This is a genomic window from Halomonas sp. ND22Bw (assembly GCF_003011945.1).
Classification (GTDB): Bacteria; Pseudomonadota; Gammaproteobacteria; order Pseudomonadales; family Halomonadaceae; genus Halomonas; species Halomonas halophila.
Genome location: NZ_PXWD01000007.1, coordinates 37,837 through 57,764 on the forward strand (window position 1 = coordinate 37,837; position 19,928 = coordinate 57,764).

General features: G+C 68.7%; 16 protein-coding genes. 2 read left to right on the plus strand and 14 right to left on the minus strand.

The features are described 5' to 3' along the window. Window positions 1-8 precede the first annotated feature (8 nt). From CVH10_RS10385 to CVH10_RS10420, 8 genes are all read right to left on the minus strand, one after another. Complete coding sequence (locus tag CVH10_RS10385) at window positions 9-1,655, minus strand: alpha-amylase family glycosyl hydrolase (protein WP_106488625.1); 1,647 nt, start codon at window positions 1,653-1,655, stop codon at window positions 9-11. A 71-nt stretch (window positions 1,656-1,726) separates the two neighbouring features. Further along, window positions 1,727-3,016: an ABC transporter substrate-binding protein gene (locus CVH10_RS10390; RefSeq protein ID WP_035594872.1), complete on the minus strand. Its 1,290-nt coding sequence runs from the start codon at window positions 3,014-3,016 to the stop codon at window positions 1,727-1,729. A 66-nt stretch (window positions 3,017-3,082) separates the two neighbouring features. Further along, a complete protein-coding gene (locus tag CVH10_RS10395; protein ID WP_106488626.1) occupies window positions 3,083-4,747 on the minus strand; it encodes an alpha-amylase family glycosyl hydrolase in 1,665 nt (554 codons plus the stop codon). Window positions 4,748-4,816: 69 nt separating this feature from the next. Then, window positions 4,817-5,923, minus strand: a complete 1,107-nt coding sequence (locus CVH10_RS10400; RefSeq protein ID WP_106488627.1) for an ABC transporter ATP-binding protein — start codon at window positions 5,921-5,923, stop codon at window positions 4,817-4,819. 45 nt (window positions 5,924-5,968) lie between these two features. Beyond that, complete coding sequence (locus CVH10_RS10405) at window positions 5,969-7,591, minus strand: alpha-glucosidase family protein (RefSeq protein WP_106488628.1); 1,623 nt, start codon at window positions 7,589-7,591, stop codon at window positions 5,969-5,971. 26 nt (window positions 7,592-7,617) lie between these two features. Next, on the minus strand, window positions 7,618-8,460 hold the full coding sequence (locus CVH10_RS10410) for a carbohydrate ABC transporter permease (RefSeq protein ID WP_106488629.1): 843 nt from the start codon (window positions 8,458-8,460) through the stop codon (window positions 7,618-7,620). Next, a complete protein-coding gene (locus CVH10_RS10415) occupies window positions 8,457-9,431 on the minus strand; it encodes a carbohydrate ABC transporter permease (protein WP_106488630.1) in 975 nt (324 codons plus the stop codon). Before CVH10_RS10415 ends, CVH10_RS10410 begins: the two co-directional genes overlap by 4 nt. Window positions 9,432-9,443: 12 nt before the next feature. After that, a complete protein-coding gene (locus tag CVH10_RS10420) occupies window positions 9,444-10,712 on the minus strand; it encodes an ABC transporter substrate-binding protein (protein WP_106488631.1) in 1,269 nt (422 codons plus the stop codon). Window positions 10,713-11,087: 375 nt separating this feature from the next. Between CVH10_RS10420 and CVH10_RS10425 the strand changes: the two genes are divergently transcribed. Continuing rightward, window positions 11,088-12,605 carry a carbohydrate porin gene (locus CVH10_RS10425; RefSeq protein WP_106488632.1) on the plus strand — a complete coding sequence of 506 codons (1,518 nt, stop codon included), beginning with the start codon at window positions 11,088-11,090 and terminating at the stop codon, window positions 12,603-12,605. A gap of 177 nt (window positions 12,606-12,782) precedes the next feature. Here CVH10_RS10425 and CVH10_RS10430 read toward each other — a convergent pair whose 3' ends face one another. Together CVH10_RS10430 and CVH10_RS10435 are read right to left on the minus strand one after the other, a co-directional pair. Further along, window positions 12,783-13,715: a lysine exporter LysO family protein gene (locus CVH10_RS10430; RefSeq protein WP_035594850.1), complete on the minus strand. Its 933-nt coding sequence runs from the start codon at window positions 13,713-13,715 to the stop codon at window positions 12,783-12,785. A gap of 111 nt (window positions 13,716-13,826) precedes the next feature. After that, the gene (locus CVH10_RS10435; RefSeq protein WP_106488633.1) at window positions 13,827-14,486 is read right to left on the minus strand and encodes a hypothetical protein; all 660 of its coding nucleotides are present in this window, start codon (window positions 14,484-14,486) and stop codon (window positions 13,827-13,829) included. A 211-nt stretch (window positions 14,487-14,697) separates the two neighbouring features. Here CVH10_RS10435 and CVH10_RS10440 point away from each other — a divergent pair, with 211 nt between their 5' ends. After that, window positions 14,698-15,255 (plus strand): DJ-1/PfpI family protein, encoded by a 558-nt coding sequence (locus CVH10_RS10440; protein WP_035594844.1) that lies wholly within the window; start codon window positions 14,698-14,700, stop codon window positions 15,253-15,255. A 26-nt stretch (window positions 15,256-15,281) separates the two neighbouring features. Here the strand turns inward: CVH10_RS10440 and CVH10_RS10445 are convergent, their stop codons facing one another. The 4 genes from CVH10_RS10445 to CVH10_RS10460 form a co-directional block, all read right to left on the minus strand. After that, window positions 15,282-16,631, minus strand: coding sequence for a nicotinate phosphoribosyltransferase (locus tag CVH10_RS10445; RefSeq protein ID WP_106488634.1), 1,350 nt, complete (start codon window positions 16,629-16,631; stop codon window positions 15,282-15,284). Window positions 16,632-16,642: 11 nt separating this feature from the next. Then, window positions 16,643-17,212 carry a nicotinamidase gene (locus CVH10_RS10450; protein ID WP_106488635.1) on the minus strand — a complete coding sequence of 190 codons (570 nt, stop codon included), beginning with the start codon at window positions 17,210-17,212 and terminating at the stop codon, window positions 16,643-16,645. 86 nt (window positions 17,213-17,298) lie between these two features. Further along, window positions 17,299-18,234 carry a glyoxylate/hydroxypyruvate reductase A gene (locus CVH10_RS10455; RefSeq protein WP_106488636.1) on the minus strand — a complete coding sequence of 312 codons (936 nt, stop codon included), beginning with the start codon at window positions 18,232-18,234 and terminating at the stop codon, window positions 17,299-17,301. A gap of 66 nt (window positions 18,235-18,300) precedes the next feature. Next, window positions 18,301-19,923, minus strand: coding sequence for a methyl-accepting chemotaxis protein (locus tag CVH10_RS10460; RefSeq protein WP_106488637.1), 1,623 nt, complete (start codon window positions 19,921-19,923; stop codon window positions 18,301-18,303). Window positions 19,924-19,928: the final 5 nt, after the last annotated feature.

The window sequence follows — 19,928 nt, forward strand, 5'->3', positions numbered from 1 at the left end:
GTACGGCGTCAGGCCCAGGCCAGCCAGGCGGCGGTACCCGGTCTCAGGCTCAGCTTGCATTCCTCCAGCGCAGGAGTCGGCATGCCGGGCAGGTCGAGGGCGCGGCCCTCCTCGGGGCCGGCATCCAGCGCCTCGAGGTCGATCTCGACCGGTGCATCGCCATGGCCGAGATGCGCCAAGCACAGCAGGCGCTGGTCGCCCCGAGTGCGGATCACGCCGAAGACCTCGTCAGGCAGGGTCTCGGGAGCGATCAGCTGCTGGTCGCCCTGACGCAGGAGGTCGCTGTCGGCGCGCCGCCGGAGCAGCTGGCGGACCCGGTTCAGCAGGCTGTCGGCGTCCTTGTCCTGTCGTGCCACGGCCAGCGGCCGGTGACGCGACTCGATCGGCAGCCAGGGAGCGGCGCCTGCGTCACAGAAGCCGCCGTTGGCGGCCTCGTTCCAGACCATCGGGGTGCGGCAGCCATCCCGGCCCTTGACCTCCGGCCACAGGTTGATGCCGAACGGGTCCTGCAGGTCCTCATAGGCCAGCTCGGCCTCGGGCAGGCCCAGTTCCTCACCCTGATAGAGGCACAGGCTGCCGCGTAGCGAACAGAGCACCGTCAGTGCCAGCAGGGCGCGTTCCTGGCCCCAGCTGCTGGCGCTGCGCTGGACGTCGTGGTTGGAAAGTGCCCAGCAGGGCCAGGTGTCGTCGCCGAGTTCGGCGAAGCGCGCCAGGACGTCGTGGAGCTCGCGCGCCTCACCGGTGCTGTCCAGCAGGTCGAAGGTATAGGCCATGTGCAGGCGCGATTCGCCGGCGGTGTAGGCGGCCATGGTCGGCAGCGGATCGTTGCCGCCGATCTCGCCCACGGTGGTCGAGCCCGGGTATTCGTCGAGCAGGGCACGGACACGCTCGAGGAACGCCAGATTCTCGGGCTGCTCGATGTTGTGTCGCTGGCACTGGTAGCTCTGCGGGTTGCCGGGCCGGCGTTGCGCAAGAGGCATCGGCGGATTGTCGGTGAGGGCGCGATCGTGGAAGTAGTAATTGACCACGTCGAAGCGGAAGCCATCGACGCCGAGTTCCAGCCAGAAGCGTAGGTTGTCGAGCTGCGCCTGCTGCACCTCGGGGTGGTGGAAATTGAGGTCCGGCTGGCTGGGCAGGAAGTTGTGCAGGTAGTACTGCCGGCGCCGGGCATCGAAGGTCCAGGCGCGACCGCTGAAGGCCGCCATCCAGTTGTTGGGCGGATTGCCATCGGGCTCGGGGTCGGCCCAGACGTACCAGTCGGCCCTAGGATTGGTGCGGTCCCGGCGGCTCTCCTGGAACCAGGCGTGCCGGTCGGAGCTGTGCGACAGCACCTGGTCGATGATCACCCGCAGCCCGAGTTCGTGGGCGCGATCGATCAGCGTGCGGAAGTCGCCGAGCGTGCCGAACATCGGGTCGACGTCGCGATAGTCGGCGACGTCATAGCCGAAATCGTCCATCGGCGAGGTGAAGAAGGGCGACAGCCAGATGGCGTCGACGCCGAGGCTCGCCACATGCTCGAGCCGCGAGGTGATGCCGGGCAGATCACCGATGCCGTCGCCGTTGGCGTCCATGAAGCTGCGCGGGTAGATCTGATAGATCGTGGCGCCGCGCCACCAGTCGTGCCGGCTATCCCGGCGTCGTTGGGAAAGCGTCATGCAGGGAGTCCTTTCGCTGTCAGGGAGTGGCCGCCCGGCCGGTGCGTCTTGGCCGGGCGGCAGGAATGGGCCTACCAGCCGCGCCGGCCGAGACGCTCGAGCTCGCGGCCCAGCTGCTGGACCGCGCCGGCCCCGTCCAGCTCGCCGGAGAGCACCTGGTGGGTGTGATTGAAGAAGGCGTTGGAGACCCGGGCGTAGGCATCGCCGGTGACGGTGGCCGGACGCGGCACGCCGTTGGCGAGGGTCTCGTAGAGATCGCTCATGGAGGGGTTCTTGGCCAGCACTTCCTCGTCCTGGTAGAGCGCTTCACGGGTGGGGTTCATGCCCTTTTCCAGGGCGTGAGCCTTCTGTTGTGCGGGCGAGGTGATGAAGGCGGCCAGATCGGCGGCCAGTCCGGGATGCTCGGAATAGCGCGACACGGCGAAGTTCCAGCCGCCGAGGGTCGCGGCGGGTTCGCCCTCCGGGCCGTGTGGCAGCGGCGCCATGCCGATCTGATCGGCCACCTCGCTGCCCTCGCCGTTGGCCAGCGACCAGACATAGGGCCAGTTGCGCAGGAACAGCGCGTTGCCGGACTGGAAGATGCCGCGCGTCTCTTCCTCGGTGTGGTTCAGGGCGCCGTCCGGGGCGATGGTGCCGATCCATGAGGCGGCCATGTCCAGGGCGGCGGCGGCGCGCGGATTGTCGATGGTGACCTCACCCGAGCCATCGACCAGGGTGCCGCCGCCATGGCTGGCGACCCACTCGAGGGCGTTACAGGTCAGGCCTTCGTAGGCGCGTCCCTGGAAGGCGTAGCCCCAGAAGTCGTCGTTTCCCGCTTCCCGTTCGGCGGCCTGGATGAACCGGGCCGTCTCGGTCAGCTGCTGCCAGGTTGTCGGCACCTCCCTGTCGTATTTCTCGAGCAGGTCCTTGCGGTAGTAGAGCAGTCCGGCGTCGGTGTACCAGGGCAGGGCGACCAGCCGGCCATCGACGGTGTTGTTCTCGACCAGTGCCGGAAAGAAGCCGTCGGTGGCGCCCTCGGGCAGGTAGTCCGAGAGATCGGCCAGGTGGTTGCCCAGCATGCCCGGCCAGACGATGTCCACCATCAGCACGTCGACGTCGCTGGACTCGCTGCCCAGCAGCTGCTGATACAGCGACAGCTTCTCCGTGGTGCCATTGGGCGTGGACACGACCTTGACGCTGTTGCCGGTCTTCTCGGCCCAGAGCTGGGCCGCGGCCGGGCAGTAGTCGGCGGCGTCGCCGGAGCCGCAGGCAATGGCGATCTCGGTGGCGAGCGCCGGCGAGGCGGCCAGCGCCGAGCCGCCGAGCAGCAGACCGGCGAGCAGCTGACGATGCGCGGCGTGGGAATGTTTCGAAGTCTTCATGGGAGGCCTCATCTTGTCGTTGTCGTGTGTGCCTGGCCGGGAGGCCGTGCCTCCCGGCGCCGAGATTCAGGGAGCGGGAACCCAGCGGGCGTCGTCCGGGCATCGGGCGATGGCGATGCCGCAGGGAGGGAGCGTCAGTCGGCCATCCTGCCAGGTGCCGTTGATCGGCGACGGCGCATCGTCGAGGGGGCGGGCCTCTCGCGGAGCATCGAGCGCGCGGGTCTCGTCGGCGAAGTTCAGCGCTACCAGCAGGCGCTCGCCCCGATGCTCCCGCTCCAGGCAGATGACATCGTCGTGCAGCGGGTGATAGCGGATCTCGCCCTTGACCAGCGCGGGCTGCCGACGGCGAAAGGCCAGCAGCGCACGAGTGGCATGGAGCAGCGAGTCCGGGTCGTCCTCCTGCCGATCCACGGCCAAGGGACGGTGGGCGTCCGGCAGCGGCAGCCAGGGCGAGGCGGTGGAGAAACCGCCATGGGGTGCGTCCGCGCGCCAGGGCAGGGGCGTGCGGCAGCCGTCACGCCCCTTGTAGCTGGGCCAGAAGGTGATGCCGGCGGGGTCGACCAGCTGCTCGAAGGTGAGCTCGGCCTCGGGAAGGCCCAGCTCCTCGCCCTGGTAGAGGCAGACGCTGCCGCGCTGGGTGAGCAGGAAGGCGAGATAGAGGCGCAGCCTGGCCGTATCGCCCTCGGCGCGCCAGCGGGTGGCCAGCCGGGTGACGTCGTGATTGCCCAGTGCCCAGCAGGGCCAGCCGTCGCCGATGCGCGCTTCCATCTCGGTCAGCGGCGCCAGCAGGTCCTCGGGGGCGGCCCTGTCGGTGAGCAGGTTGAAGGAGTAGCACATGTGCAGACGACTGCCGCCCCGGGTGTAGTCGGCCATCACGCCCAGCGCGTCGTCGTCGCCGACTTCGCCGACGCTGGTGGTGCCGGGATACTCGTCGAGCAGCGCGCGCAGCCGTTGCAGAAAGATCAGATTCTCCGGCTGGGTCTTGTCGTGGAGGTGTCGCTGATAGCCGTAGGGGTTATCGGGGCGCACGCCGATGAAGCCCTCGGCGATCTCCTCCCGCGGCGGGTTGTCCTTCAGCTCGCCGTGGGTGCAGAAGTTGATGGCATCCAGGCGGAAGCCGTCGACGCCGCGCTCGAGCCAGAAGCGCACCTCGCCGAGGATGGCCTCCACGACTTCCGGGTTGCGGAAGTTGAGGTCCGGCTGCTCGGCGAGGAAGTTGTGCAGGTAGTACTGGCAGCGCCGTGTATCCCATTGCCAGGCGGAGCCGCCGAAGATGGCCTGCCAGTTGGTGGGCGGGGCGCCGTCGGGCTTCGGGTCGGCCCAGACGTACCAGTCGGCCCTGGGGTTGTCGCGGCTCTGTCGGCTCTCCTGGAACCAGGGGTGCTGGTCGGAGCTGTGGGAGAGCACCTGGTCGATGGTGACCCTGAGGCCTCGCTCATGGGCCGCCGCGACCAGGCGGTCGAAGTCCTCGAGGGTGCCGAACATCGGATCGACGCCGCGATAGTCGCTGACGTCGTAGCCGAAGTCCTTCATCGGCGAGGTGAAGAAGGGGGACAGCCAGATGGCATCGACGCCCAGCGAGGCGATGTAATCGAGTCGGTCGATCACGCCCTGCAGGTCGCCGATGCCGTCGCCATCGGTATCCAGGAAGCTGCGCGGATAGATCTGGTAGATGACCGCGCCGCGCCACCAGTCGTGTCGCGAGACGTCCTGATCGGGAAATAACGGCATGCGCGTCTCCATGGACGGGAGCGGAGCTCCCGTCACAGGGGGAAGAGAAAGGGGAAGGCGGGTGTCGATTCAGGCGGCGCGACGCTGGCCGGCAAGCGCCAGTGCCCTGTCATCGGCATCGAACAGGTGCACGTGCTGGAGTTCGGGAGCCAGTGCCACCCGTTGGCCGACGTCCCAGCGGCTCGGCGCCTCGCTGCGATGGATCAGCAGGGTGTCCCCGGCCTTGGGCTCGAGGTAGACGTAGACCTCGTTGCCCAGGTACTCGACGTTGACGATCTCGAAGGCGTTGTCGCCCTCCGCTTCGGTCAGGTGCAGGTGCTCGGGGCGTACGCCGAGGGTCAGACCGGTGCCTTGGGCGGCGCTGCCAGCGTCCTGGGGCAGGGCCAGCTCGCCGAGGCCCGGGGCCTGGACCTTGCAGCCGTCGCCATCGCTGCCGAGCAGTTCCGCCGGCATGAAGTTCATGGTCGGCGAGCCGATGAAGCCGGCCACGAACTTGGTGGCCGGTTGCTGATAGAGCGTCTGGGGGCTACCGACCTGCTCGACGCGGCCGTCGCGCAGCACCACGATCTTGTCGGCCAGGGTCATGGCCTCGACCTGGTCGTGGGTGACGTAGACCATGGTCGAGCCCAGGCGGTGGTGCAGGCGGGCGATCTCGTTGCGCATCTGCACGCGCAGCGAGGCGTCGAGGTTGGACAGCGGCTCGTCGAACAGCAGGATGCGCGGCTCCCTGGCCATGGCGCGGCCCATGGCCACGCGCTGGCGCTGGCCGCCGGACAGCGCCTTGGGCTTGCGGTCTAGCAGCTCCTCGAGCTGCAGGATGCGGGCGGTGGCCATCACTCGCTGCTCGACGGTTTCCTTGTCGGTCTTGGCCAGCTTGAGACCGAAGGCCATGTTCTCGTACACCGTCATGTGCGGGTAGAGGGCGTAGGACTGGAACACCATGCCCACGCCGCGTTCGCGGGGCGGCAGGTCGTTGACCACGTCGCCGGCGATCCTGAGCTCGCCGTCGGTGATCGATTCGAGACCGGCGATCAGCCGCAGCAGGGTGGACTTGCCGCAGCCCGAGGGGCCGACGAAGACCACGAACTCGCCGTCGCCGATCTCGAGGTCGACGTCCTTGATGATAGGGGTGTGGCCAAAGATCTTGTTGAGCTTTTCCAGGGTCACGCTTGCCATCTGGCGACTCCTCGCCGGCCCCGGGGCCGGCGTTGTTGTGTAGTGTTAACGGTCGAGCTGGAGAAAGGCGGCCTGGTAGGGCGGCAGGGTCAGCGTCGCGCCGTCCAGCTCGGCGGTGAAACCATGACCGTCGAGCAGGGGGCCGGCCATCGGCAGCGTCGTGCTCTGCGTCTCGTCGTCCAGGTTGAAGACGCACAGCAGCGTCTCCTCGCCCTTCTTGCGGAGGAAACCGAGCAGGTCCTCGCCGACGTCGACCAGTTCGAGGTCGCCGTCGACCAGCGCCGGGTGTTCGCGGCGGAACGCCAGTAGCCGTCGGGTGGCATTGAGCACCGAGGCGGCGTCATCCTGCTGGCGCGCTACGGCCAGCGGCAGATGGCGGGCGTCGACCGGCAGCCACGGCTCCACGGCCTCGGCGGTGAAGCCGGCCCGCGGCGCATCGGTCCAGGGCATCGGCGTGCGGCAGCCGTCGCGGCCCTTGAATTCCGGCCACAGCACCTTGCCGTAGGGATCCTGGATGCGTTCGAAGGGCACCTCGGCCTCGGGCAGTCCCAGCTCCTCGCCCTGGTAGAGGCAGACGCTGCCGCGCAGCGACAGCACCATCGCCAGCGCCACCTTGGGATAGGCCAGCGGGTCCTCGTCGGCGCCCCAGCGCGTCGCGCTTCTCACCACGTCGTGGTTGGACAGCGCCCAGCATGGCCAGGCGTCTCCGGCCAGACGCTGGAAGCGTTCGATCACTTCGCGGATATAGGCCGGCGAGTGCGGGTCGTTGAGCAGGTCGAAGCCGTAGGCCATGTGCAGCTTGTCGCCGCCGGCGGTGTACTCGGCCATGCGCTCGAGGGGGTTGTCATCGCCGATCTCGCCCACCGTGGTGGTGCCGGGGAACTCGTCCATCAGCGCGCGCAGCTCGCGCAGGAAGTCGAGGTTCTCCGGGCGGCTCAGGTCATAGACGTGGCGCTGCCAGGTGTAGGGATTGCTGTCCGGGGCGCCCAGGGTCTTGGCCGCGCCCGCCGGCAGCGGCGGGTTGTCGCGCAGCTCGGTGTCATGGAAGTAGAAGTTGACGGTGTCCAGGCGGAAGCCGTCGACGCCGAGTTCCAGCCAGAAGCGCAGGTTGTCCAGCTGGGCCTTCCTGACCTCCGGGTGATGGAAGTTCAGGTCCGGCTGGCTTGCCAGGAAATTGTGCAGGTAGTACTGGCGGCGCCGGGAGTCGAAGGTCCAGGCCGAGCCGCCGAAGATCGACAGCCAGTTGTTGGGCGGCGTGCCGTCGGGTCTGGGGTCGGCCCACACGAACCAGTCGGCCCTGGGGTTGGTGCGGTCCTGGCGGCTCTCCCGGAACCAGGGATGCTGATCCGAGGCATGGCTGATCACCTGGTCGATCATCACCTTCAGGCCCAGGGCATGGGCACGGGCCAGCAGGGCCTTGAAGTCGTCCAGGGTGCCGAACATCGGGTCGACATCGCGGTAGTCGCTGACGTCGTAGCCGAAGTCGGCCATCGGCGAGGTGAAAAAGGGCGACAGCCAGATGCCATCGACGCCCAGGCTCGCCACGTAGTCGAGCTTCTCGGTGATGCCGGCCAGGTCGCCGATGCCGTCGCCGTTGGCGTCCATGAAGCTGCGCGGGTAGATCTGGTAGATGACGCCGCCGCGCCACCAGCTCAGGTTGTCTTGCATGATCGGGGTCCTTGATGACATGAGGCCTATCCCTTGACGGCGCCGGCGGTGAGGCCGGAAACGATGCGGCGTTGGAAGATCATCACCAGGATGACCAGCGGCACGGTGACGGTGACCGAGGCGGCCATGATCGGGCCCCAGGGCAGCTCGTGCTGGCTGCCGCCGGAGATCAGGGCAATCGCCACCGGCACGGTGCGCTGGTCGTCGGTGAGGGTGAAGGTCAGGGCGAACAGGAACTCGTTCCAGGCGGCGATGAAGGCCAGCAGTCCGGTGGTCGCCATGGCGGGCCACATCAGCGGCAGGAATACCTTGGTGATGGTCACCCAGGGGGTGGCGCCGTCCATGATCGCGGCCTCCTCCAGCTCCATGGGCAGCTGGCGCATGAAAGTGGTCAGCACCCAGACGGTGAAGGGCAGGGTGAAGATGGTGTAGCTCAGGATCAGGCCGCCCGGGTTGTTGTAGAGGTTCAACGCGCGGATCACCTCGAACAGGCCGGAGAGCACCGCCACCTGGGGGAACATCGACACCCCGAGGATGGTCAGCATCACCGTGGCGCGGCCGCGGAAGCGCACCCGGCCCAGGGCGTAGGAGGCGGTGATCCCCAGCAGCAGGGCGATGACCACCACCGACACCGAGATGAGGATGGAATTGAAGATGGCGCGCACGAAGCTCTTCTGGGTGAAGATCTGCACGTAGTTGCTGACGTCCACCGACGACAGCCAGAAATCGACCCGGAACAGCTCGCTCGAGGGCTTCAGCGAGGTGATCACGGCGTAGTAGAAGGGGAAGATGGCGTAGACCATCACCACGGCGATCAGGGCGTAGAGGCCGACGCGCTTGGCGAGTTTCAACAGCTGATACTGGTTCATTGGTCGACTCCCAGTTGACGGCGGCCCAGGTAGAGGTAGACGACCACGGCCAGGGCGATGATCAGGAACAGCATCGTCGAGGCGGCGCTGCCATAGCCCACGTCCTGGAACTCGACCAGCTGCTGACGGGCATAGATCGACATGGTCATGGTGCTGGTGGAGTTGGAGGTCAGCACGTAGATCACGTCGAACACGCGCAGGGCATCGAGCAGGCGGAAGATCACCGCCACCAGCAGTGCCGGGGTGATCAGCGGCAGGGTGACGCGGAAGAACACCTTGACCGGATGGATACCGTCGACCTCGGCGGCCTCGAAGCAGTCCTTGGGTAGCATCTGCAGGGCGGCCAGCACCAGCAGGGCGACAAAGGGAATGGTCTTCCACACATCGACCATGATCACCGCCCACATGGAGAGGTCGGCATCGGCGGTCCAGGCCAGGGGCGCATCGATCAGGCCCAGGGCCATCAGCAGGTGGTTGATGATCCCGAACTGGTCGTTGAGCATCCAGGCCCACATCTTGGCCGAGACGATGGTGGGAATGGCCCAGGGGATCAGCACCGCGGCCCGCACCAGCATGCGGCCCTTGAACTCGGCGTTGAGCAGCAGGGCGACGATGATGCCGAACACCACTTCCAGCGAGACCGATACCACGCTGAAGTAGACGGTGTTCCACACCGCGTTCCACCACACCGGGTCGGTGAGCAGGCCGTACCAGGCGCCGTCGTCATAGACCAGATAGTTCTCGAAGCCGATGAAGGCCGCGCCGGCGGTGTCCGACAGCGAGGCGTCGGTGAGGCTCAGGTAGAAGGTACGCAGCAGCGGCCAGCCGGCGACCATCGCCAGGGCGACCAGCATCGGGGTCAGATAGGTCCAGGCGGCGCGGACCCGCTGGCGGCGGACCTTGGTGCCCCGATAACCCGCCTTGGCCGTGCGCCCCTCGCGGGGGGCGCTGTCGGTTGCAGAAGTGGACATGTCGACCTCCGGTTACCAGCGACGACGCTTGATGCGTGACAGCTCGCTGTCCAGCTCGGCGACGGCATCGGCGCCGTCCTGCTCGTCGGTGAGCACGCCGTGTGCGGCGTTGAAGAAGGCGTTGCTGACACGGCCGTAGTTGTCGCCGGTGACGGCGGAGGGTCGGGCCACGGCGTTGGTGAAGGTGTCGTAGAGGGTGCCGAAGAAGGGCACGGCCTCGAGGACTTCCTCGTCGGCGTAGAGCGAGGTGAGCGTCGGATTGTAGGCCGCCTCGATGGCGCGCCGCTTCTGTTCGGCCTCGCCGGTCAGGTAGGCCACCAGGTCGGCGGCGAGCTCGGGATTCTCGCTGTACTTCGACACCGCGAGGTTCCACCCGCCCAGCGTGGCCGCGCTCTCTCCATTCGGCCCGTGGGGCAGCTTGACCACGCCGACCTTGCCGGCCACCTCGCTGTCCTCGCTCTGGGCCAGCGACCAGGCATAGGGCCAGTTGCGCATGAACACGGCGTTGCCCGACTGGAAGATGCCGCGGGCCTCCTCCTCGGTGTAGTTCAGGGCGCCCCGCGGGGTGATCTCGCCGATCCAGCTCGCGGCCAGGTCCAGCGCCGTGGCGGCATTCTCGTTGTCGATGGTGATCTCGCCGTCGGCATCGACGAGGGTGCCGCCGCCGTGGCTCGCCACCCACTCCAGGGCGTTACAGGTCAGCCCCTCGTAGGCGCGGCCCTGGAAGACGTAGCCCCATAGCTTGTCGTTGCCCGCCTCGCGTTCGGCGGCCTGGATCTCGACGGCGATGTCGGTCAGCTGCTGCCAGGTCTCGGGCGGCGCGACGCCGTGCTTTTCGAGCAGATCCTTGCGGTAGTAGAGCACGCCGGCATCGGTGAACCAGGGCATCGCCACCAGCCGGTCGTCGACGGTGTTGTTGGCGACGATGGTCTCGAAGTGGCCCTCGGCGGCATCCTCGCCGAGCGTCTCCTCGAGATCGATCAGGTGGTTGGCCAGCAGGCCCGGCCAGACCACGTCGATCTGCAGCACGTCGATATCGCCGGAACGCGCCGACAGGATCTGCTGATAGAGCGACAGCCGCTCGGTGGAGGAGTTGGGCGTGGAGACGATTTCCACGTCGTGGCCGGTCTCGTTCTCCCAGGCCTCGACGCCCTGCTCGCAGAGCGTGAGTTCGGCGCCGACCGCGCCGCAGGAAATGGTCAGCTCGGCCGACAGGGCCGGAGCGGCGCCTGCCGTGCCCAGCAGGGTGAGTCCAGAGGCGATCAGGAACTTGCGTTGCATGGCGTATCCTCGTCACTTGTTGTTGTCGCGTTCCGGCACGGCGATGGCGCATGGAAGCCTGGCCTGCCAGGACGTGTCTTAATCGATTAAGTTCTGCGCTCAGTTAAGCGATGCGAAGACGGCGGTGCAACCTAGACTTTGGTCGTGAAAATGGCGACCTTCGACGTTAAAACTTGTTTATTTACTACTTTTTGATGTCTCTCGCCGGGTTTTAGACATAAGTCGTGTGTTTTTCGCGTTACATTCCAACTACTGTCTTAAACGATTAAGTCCGGATGCCCGGAGCTGCCCGGCATCGCTCAACGGCTGGGCAGGGCGTCGGTTCGCCGGACGCGATCGAGATCTCACGCGACAACAACAAAGGCATTGATCACGATGACAATTCCGACCCAACGCCCGCGCAAGTCACCGCTCGTCATGGCCGTTGCCGCCGCCGCCCTGAGCGCCAGCGGACTGGCCAGTGCCCAGGCCTCGAGCGACCTCGAGGCTCGCCTGGCCGAGCTGGAGCAACGCATCGTCGCCGCCGAACAGCGTGCCGCGGCCGCCGAGCGACGCGCCGACGAGGCCGAGCAGGAGATGGCCGAGCAGCTGTCCGACGAGGAGCTGGAGACCCGGCTGGCCGCCGTGGAGCGCCAGGCCAGCGGCGAGGAGGGCTTCTCCTTCAACGCCTACGCCCGCTCGGGGCTGCTGATCGGCGATGACGGCAAGAGCGCCGAGGGTGGCCCCTATCTGTCGCCAGCGGGCGCACAGGGGGGCGCCGTGGGGCGCCTGGGCAACGAGCCGGATACCTATGCCGAGGCCGTGCTCAACTACAAGATGCGCTTCGACAACGGCGCCAAGGCGCATTACCGGACCATGATCGCCGACGGGGTGCAGACCAGTAATGACTGGACGTCCGACGAGTCCAGTCTCAACGTGCGCCAGGTCTACGCCGAGTTCAGCGACCTGCCGAGCTTCACCGGTGCCTTCGAGAATGCCTCCATCTGGGCCGGCAAGCGCTTCGACCGCGACAACTTCGATATCCACTGGCTCGACAGCGACGTCATCTTCCTGGCCGGCACCGGTGGCGGCATCTATGACATGCAGCTGGCCGACAACTGGACATCCAACCTGTCCCTCTACGGACGCAGCTTCACCGATTTCCCGGTCGACAGCATGAATCCGGCAGACGACACCGGCAGCACCGACAACCTGATCCTGACCTCCAACAACTACGTCGGTGACTGGCAGTGGATGATCAGCGGCATGAGCGCCACCGACAACGAAGAGCGGCTGACCGAAGGCAATGTCGATGCGGCGGATGACGGCCTCCATACCATGGTGGCCTACCATGGCGATGACTTCTTCGGCCTGAGTGACGGCAGCTTCAAGGCGGCAGTGCTGCATGGCCAGGGACTCGGCGCCGAAACCAAGAGCCTCGGTTCCAATGGCAACCTGAGCGAGGATGCCACCGCGACCCGCCTCGCGCTGTACGGCACCACCTATCTGGCGCCCCGCTGGCGCGTGGCGCCTGCCATCCTGGCCGAGACCAGCGAGGATCGCTATGTCGAGGGTGACCGGTATGACTGGGCGACGTTCAACGTGCGCCTGGCCAACGAGCTGACCGAGAACTTCGAGATGCAGTACGAGGGCAGCTATCAGTGGATGGACCTCTCCCCGGAGGGGTATGGGGGCAACAACGCGGCCGAGGGGAGCTATACCAAGTTCACCATTGCCCCGACCTTCAAGCCCGAGGTGGGCGGCTTCTGGCAGCGTCCGGAGATTCGCCTGTTCGCCTCCTGGAGCGACTGGGACGAGGAGCTCAACGACTATTCCGCGGATGACGCCCTCGGCAGCGGCGGCTTCACCGGCGACGAGTGGGCCTTCGGGGTGCAGAGCGAGGTCTGGTTCTGACGCGAACCGCTGGCCGAGTGCTGTTTCGATGCTTGCCCGCGACCGAGGTCGCGGGCATTTTCGTTGGGGCCTACAGCGTCAGCAGAAACAGGATCGGCGGCGGGAAAGGTAGAGAGCGCAGCGAGAGGATGACGCCCGAGGCCACCGTCGCCGGTACCCGACACCCGACACCTGGCGTTACAGCGTCAGCAGGAACAGGATCAGCGGCGGCGAGAGCAGTGAGAGGATAAAGCCGGAGACCACGGCCACCGGCACGCACCTCACGCCGCCATGCTGCTGGATCACCGGCAGGGTGAAGTCCATGGAGGTGGCGCCACCGTAGCCGATGGCCAGCGCCGGGTGGCGGCCGATCACCAGCGGAATCAGCACGAAGGCCAGCAGCTCGCGGCCCAGGTCGTTGAAGAAGGCCACGCCGCCAAGCAGCGGCCCGAGCTCATCGCCGATCAGGATCCCGGACAGCGAGTACCAGCCGAAGCCGGCGGCCATGGCCAGGCCCTCGTTCCAGCGCAGGTCGAGCAGCGGGGCGGCGACCAGCCCGCCGATCAGCGAACTCGCCGCCAGGGTCACGGCAATGGCCAGCCCGTGGCGGTTGAGCAGTATCTGCCTGAGCGGCATGCCGGAATTCCTGAGCTGGCAGCCGATCAGCGCCAGCAGGGCGTAGAGCACCCATTCCGACAGGCGCTCGGCCCAGGCGAAGGGCGCCTCGTTGCCGGCGAACAAGGCATGGATCAGAAGGCCCAGCACGATGCCGGCGAACACCACGCCGACCAGCGCCAACGAGCCGGCCATGGCGGCCAGCTTGCTGGTGGGCGCGCCGTCCACCGCATGGCTCGGGTCCACGGTCAGGTGCAGTCGACGCGACAGCCAGCCCAGGGCGGCGAGGTTGAAGGCCGAGGTGATGGCCAGCAGCGCGAGCGCCTGGCCGCCCATGCCGGAGAGCTGGCTACCGAGGTCGTCGAGCCCGGCCAGGCTCACCCCCATCAGCAGCAGGATAGCGTAGATGGCGACGTTGACGCCGCGATTGATCGCCGCCATGACAGCATCGTGGCGCACCCGGACCAGATAGCCCAGGATCAGCGGTAGCAGGACGATCAGCAGTCCGGTGAGCATGCGAGAGTTCCTTTTCCGATTCCTTTCGGTTCAGGCCATGGGGCCGTTCGGGCCGTCGGCGACGGCCAAAACCGACCACTCTAGCAGCTTGTCGGTGCCGCGGCAGCGGCGTCAGTCGTCGTCGAGTCGGGTCAGGGAGAGGCGGCTCTTGCGCTCGCCGTCGCGGTAGTAGGCCATGCCCAGCAACAGGCCCGGGCGATCGGCGTCGAAGGTGATCTCCATGCGGCGGTCGTCCTCGTCGGGTTCGGCCAGCGCCACCCGCACTGCCGCGAAGCGCCCGGCCGGCAGCGTCACGGGATCGCGGTCCAGCACCCGGTAGTCGAGCCGTTCCTCGCGGCCGCGATGGTCGCGATAGCGCAGCCGGGCCTCGCCGCCGTCGGTCTCGTCGATGACGCGCCGGGCCAGCGCGACCAGAGCGCTCTGGCGGTCGGGCAGGGGGGCGAGATCGGCGTCTCGCAGCGAATAGGAGCGGCGGATGCCCAGCAGCGAGTAGCCGGCGGCGTAGTGCAGCGAGCGCACCCGCTCATCGTCGAGCCGGAAGCGGCCCCATTCGTGGCCGCTGGCCCCGGGCAGGCTGGCGCGCATCTCGCTGTGCCAGTGGCCGGCCTCCTGCGACAGCTGATGTTCGATATCGACGTCTGGCCAGCCCGAGACCTCCAGGTGGTAGCGGGCGTCGAAGGGCTGGGGCGCGGTGGCGGCCAGGCTCGGCAGGGCCGTGATCAACAGGGCCAGGCCCAGCAGCCAGGCGCGGCGCGGCAGGCGAAGCGTCATCGGGAATTCCTCGCGGGAAAAAGCATCGGGGTGACTCGATTGAGAGGGCGCGGCGGCCGCCGGGTTCCCTGCCGCCATGCTCGCCGGGCATGCTCGACGGCTCTTTCGCTGGCTATCTCGATGGCTATATCTCTGACATGGCCGAGTCATCGGTGAGCGGTTAGGCTGGCGGGGCAGGCTCCCATTTTCGTCTTTCACAGGAGGTGTTGTCATGGCCAGACTGCTGCTTATCGCCGGCGACTTCGTCGAGGACTACGAGATCATGGTGCCGTTCCAGGCCCTGCAGGCCATGGGTCACCAGGTGGATGCGGTGTGTCCCGAGAAGCGCGAGGGCGACAGCATCCGCACCGCCATCCACGACTTCGAGGGCGACCAGACCTACACCGAGAAGCCGGGGCACAACTTCACCCTCAACGCCACCTTCGCCGAGGTCGCCCCCGGCGACTACGACGCGCTGGTGATCCCCGGCGGCCGGGCGCCGGAGTATCTGCGCCTGGACGAGCGGGTGCTGGAGCTGGTACGCCACTTCTTCGACACCGACAAGCCGGTGGCCGCCATCTGCCACGGCGCCCAGCTGCTGGCCGCCGCGGTGTCGCTGGCCGACTATCGGGTCTCGGCCTATCCCGCCTGCGCCCCGGAGGTGCACCTGGCCGGCGGCGACTACGCCGAGATCGGCATGGACGAGGCCATCGTCAGCGGCAAGCTGGTGACCGCCCCGGCCTGGCCGGCGCATCCGGCCTGGCTGGCACGCTTCCACGAGCTGCTGTAAGGGGAACGCTGCTGCAAGAGCAGAGGTCAGGGCGCCTCGCCGGCGCGGCGGGCGAGGTGCTCGGACAGCGTGACCGGATAGTCGCCATCGCCGGGGGCCAGGACACGCAGCGCGGCCGGCAGGCGTTCGAGGTCCCGGGTGACCCGTTCCCGGGCGGCGTCGGCCGACGCCATGGCCTCCGGCACGGTCTCGCCCCGCACCACGCAGGGATGCAGCAGCGACGTCGCTTCGTCCACGTGCTCGTCGCGGCCGGCGATGACGTCGCCGCTGAAGCCGCCGTGAGCATCGTGGCGGCGGTAGACCTGCTTGCGCCCGGGCAGGTTGATCTTGCCGGGGGAGCGCTTGACCTTCGGTTGCCCGGCGTATTCCACCAGCTTGTAGGAAAGGTCGATGACCGGGGCGTCGGCGGCCACGCCCATCCGGGTGCCGACGCCGAAGGCATCGATCGGCGCGCCGTCGGCGATCAGCGCCTCGATGGCGTGCTCGTCGAGGCCGCTGCTGGCGACGATCTTCACGTCCGTATGGCCGGCCGCATCCAGCAGCGCCCGGGCGCCGCGGGCCAGCTCGCCCAGGTCGCCGGAGTCCAGCCGGATGGCACCGATCTCGAGCCCGGCCTCCTCGCGCATCAGCGCGATCACCGTCTTCACGCCCTCGAGGGTGTCGTGGGTGTCCACCAGCAGGGTGGTGCCGGGGTAGTGGCGAGCGAAGGCGCGGAAGGCCTCGCGCTCGCTGTCGTGGGCCAGCACGTAGCTGTGGGCCATGGTGCCGTTCAGCGCCAGGCCGTGGCGCAGCCCGCCCAGCACGTTGCTGGTACCGGCAAGCCCCGCCGCGCGATAGGCGCGCACCCCGCGTACCGCCGCGTCCACGCCGTGCATGCGGCGCAGGCCGAAGTCCACCACCGGCCGGCCCCGGGCGGCCATCACCATGCGCACCGCCTTGGAGGCCAGCACGGTCTCGAGCTGCACCAGATTCATGATCAGGCTTTCCAGCAGCTGGGCCTGGGCGATGGGCGCGTCGACCTCCAGCAGCGGCTCGTTGGCGAACACCGGCGTGCCCTCGGGTAGCGTCCAGATATCGCCCTCGAAGCGCCAGTCGGCCAGCCAGTCGAGGAAGGCCGGTTCCAGATGATCGACCTCGGCCAGCCGCCGGAGCGCGCGGTCGGTGAAGCGCAGCCGGCTGACGCGTTCGGCGGCATGTTGCTGGCCGCAGGCGAGCATGAAGCGCCGCTCCGGGGGCAGCCGGCGGAAGAACAGGCTGAAGGTGGCCGGCGCCGTCATGGCCTCCTTCCAGTAGGCCTGGGTCATGGTCAGCTGGTAGAGGTCGGTCAGCAGTGCCAGCTCGTCTTCGTCGACGCTCAGCGGGGCGATATGGTCCATGCTCGTGTCCCTCACGGCATGACCCTGGCGCCGGCTTCGGCGAAGGCGGCCCGGCAGTCGGCCACGGCGTCCGGGGCCACCGCCGCGCTCAGCGATTCGAGCAGCAGGGTCTCGAAGCCGTGCCGGCGGGCGTCGAGCACCGTGGCCCGCACGCAGACGTCCAGCGCCAGGCCGCAGACGACCACCCGGGTGACGCCGCGCTCGCGCAGGTAGCCGGCCAGGCCGGTGGCGTCGAAGGCCGAATAGGCGTCGGCGTCGAAGGCGGTGGCCTTGCTGACGCGAAGCGTATCGGCGTCGAGGTCGAGGTCGGGGTGGAAGGCCGCGCCCGGCGTGTCCTGGACGCAGTGCACCGGCCAGGGGCCGCCGCGGTGGTCGAAGCTGACGTGGTCGATGGGGTGCCAGTCCCGCGAGGCGACGATCAGCGCACCGCCGGCCCGGGCGGCGGCGATCTCGGCGTTGATGCCCGGCACCAGGGCGTTGCCGCCGGCGACGGCCAGGGGGCCGCCCTCGCAGAAGTCGTTCTGCATGTCCACCACCAGCAGCGCGTCCGCGGGGCCGTAGTCCAGCTGGGCATGCGGCATCGGATCCTCCTTCGGGGTCGGTGACGTCTCCTTCAGCGTATGCCCTGAGCCGGCGTTCGTGTAGGGGCTCGCGAACCTGGAGAACCCTAGTAGCCGGCGTCGGGGTCGATGGTCTCGACGTCCTCGCCGGCATCCATGGCGCGCAGCGCCTCGGCCACCTGGTCGAGCGCCTCGCCGAGCGGCGTGGGGCCGGCCATGTGCGGGGTGACCAGTACCCGCGGATGCGACCACAGTGGGCTCGATGCCGGCAGTGGCTCTTCGGGGAAGGCGTCGAGCAGCGCGCCGCGCAGCCGGCCTTCGGCCTCGCCGTCGCCCAGCGCGGCGAGCAGCGCGGCCTCGTCGATCAGGCTGCCGCGCCCCGGGTTGATCAGGCTGGCGCCTTCGGGCAGGGCGGCCAGGGCCTCGGCGTCGATGATGCCGCGGGTCGCCGGCGTATCGGGCAGCAGCAGCACCAGGCTCTTCACCTCGGGCAGCAGCTCGCGCAGGCCGTCGTCGCCGTGATGGCAGCGCACGCCGGGCAGCGTCTTGGGCGAGCGGCTCCAGCCGTGCGCCGGGAAGCCGTCGTCGGCCAGTGACTGCGCCACCCGGGCGCCGATGGCACCGAGCCCCAGCACGCCCACCGGCCAGTCGGCCTTGTCGACCGGCGGGCACTCGCGCCACTCGGCGCGGGCCTGCTGGCGACGATAGCGGTCGAAGTCGCGCTGGAAGTGCAGCAAGCCGTAGCGCGCGTAGTCGGCGATGGGACCGGCCATGCCGGCGTCGCGCAGCTTGACGATGGGCACGCCCCGGGGCAGGGCGGGGTTGCCCAGCAGCGCATCGACCCCGGCGCCGAGGTTGACGATGCCCTTGAGCGAGGTGAGCTCGTCGAGCAGCTCGGCGGAGGGCTTCCAGGCCGCCAGATAGTCGGCGCGGCGGCGCTCGTCGGCGGGGGCGGCGCTGGTGAGGATCTCGGCGTCGGGCAGGCGCTCGGCCAGGGCGTCGCGCCAGGCCTCGGCGGCATCGGTGTGGACCAGGACTCGCATCGGTTCTCCGGGCGGCGAAGGGTTCGCGTCCATCTTCGCGATTTCGCCGCCGCGGGGAAAGCCCGTTCAGGCGAGCGCCGGTGTGTGGGCGCGGCGGGAGGTCGGGGCGGCGAGGGGAACCGGTGCCTCCTCGAACGATTCGGCGAGGCGGAAGCGGGCGACCAGGGCATTGAGTTCGCCCGAGTCCTGCTCGAGCGACGCCGCCGATGCGGTGGTGGCCTGGGCCAGGCTGGCGTTGCGCTGGGTCGCCGAGTCGAGCTCGGCCACGGCGGTGCCGATCTGCGTCAGGCCGTCGGACTGCTCGCGGGTGGCCGCGCCGATGCTCAGCACCTCCTCGCCGAGGCGCTCGATGCTCTGCTTGGTGTCGGTCATGCTGGCGTCGCTCTGCTCGGCCTGGCGGGCGCACTCGTCGAGCTGACGACGGGTGCCCTCCAGCAGCTGGCGGATCTCGCCGGCGGCTTCGGCGCTGCGGCCGGCCAGGGCGCGCACCTCGGTGGCCACCACGGCGAAGCCGCGGCCGCGCTCGCCGGCCCGGGCCGCCTCCACGGAGGCGTTGAGGGCCAGGATATTGGTCTGGAAGGCGATGGCGTCGATGGTCTCGATGATGCCGTCCATGCGGGCGGCATCGGCGACCACGTCGCGGATCAGCGCCACGCTGCTGGCCACACTCTCGTGGCTGACGCGGGCCTGGACGGTGGCGTCCTCCGCCAGCCGGTCGGCCTGGCGGCTGCTCTCCGCTGTCTGCGTCACCGAGCCGGTGATCTCTTCCATGCTGGCGGCGCTCTGCTGCAGGGCGCTGGCCTGCTGTTCGGTATAGGCGGCCAGCTCGTGGCCGTCCCGGGCGATCGAGGTGGCGCCCCGATGCACGGTGTCGCTGGTGCGGCGGATCGAGGCGACCAGGCCCGAGAGCGAGTCGCTCATGCGGCGCAGGGCGCCGAGCAGGCGGGCGGTCTCGTCGCTGCCTCGCGCCTCGATGACCTGGCGCAGGTCGCCCTCGGCGACCCGTTCGGTGACGGCCAGCGCCTGGTGCAGCGGACGCACGATGCTGCGGGTGATGATCAGCGACAGCAGCACGGCCGCGGCGACGGCCAGCCCGGCGAAGATCAGCAGGCCGGTGACGGCGCCCCGATGACGCGCGGTGATGCCGGCCTCGGCGCGATCCATGCGCTGCGCGGCGCGTTCGCCGATGGCATCGGCGGCATCCTGCAGCCGATAGACCGCCGCCTTGTAGTCCGAAAAGGCGCGGTTGGCCTCGGCGGTGGTGGTGAAGTCGCCGTCGCGCAGGCGGGCATGGGTGGCGTCGAAGCCGGCGGCGTAGCCATCGAGGGCGGTGTCGGCCTCCCGGTAGAGGTCGCCGAGCTCGGGCGTGGGTGCCAGCTCGGCGCCACGAGCCAGGACGTCATCGAGGTCGGCGTGTGCGCCCAGCCACTTGTCACGATAGGAGGCGACCCGGTCGGCCTCGCGCAGGTTGATGAAGGTGTCCTTCTCGTAGCGGCGCAGCTCCAGCGACAGCTGCTGCACGCGGGCCGCGTTGAGGGCGGTGGCGGCATCGACGTTCAGGGTGTCGACGGCGGTGTCGCGGACCTGGGACAGGCCGCGCAGGCCGACGGCGCCCGCGGCCAGCAGCAGCAGGACGATCAGGGAGAAGGCCATGGCGAGGCGGGCGCCGATGGAGAAGCGTTGCAGCATGGGGA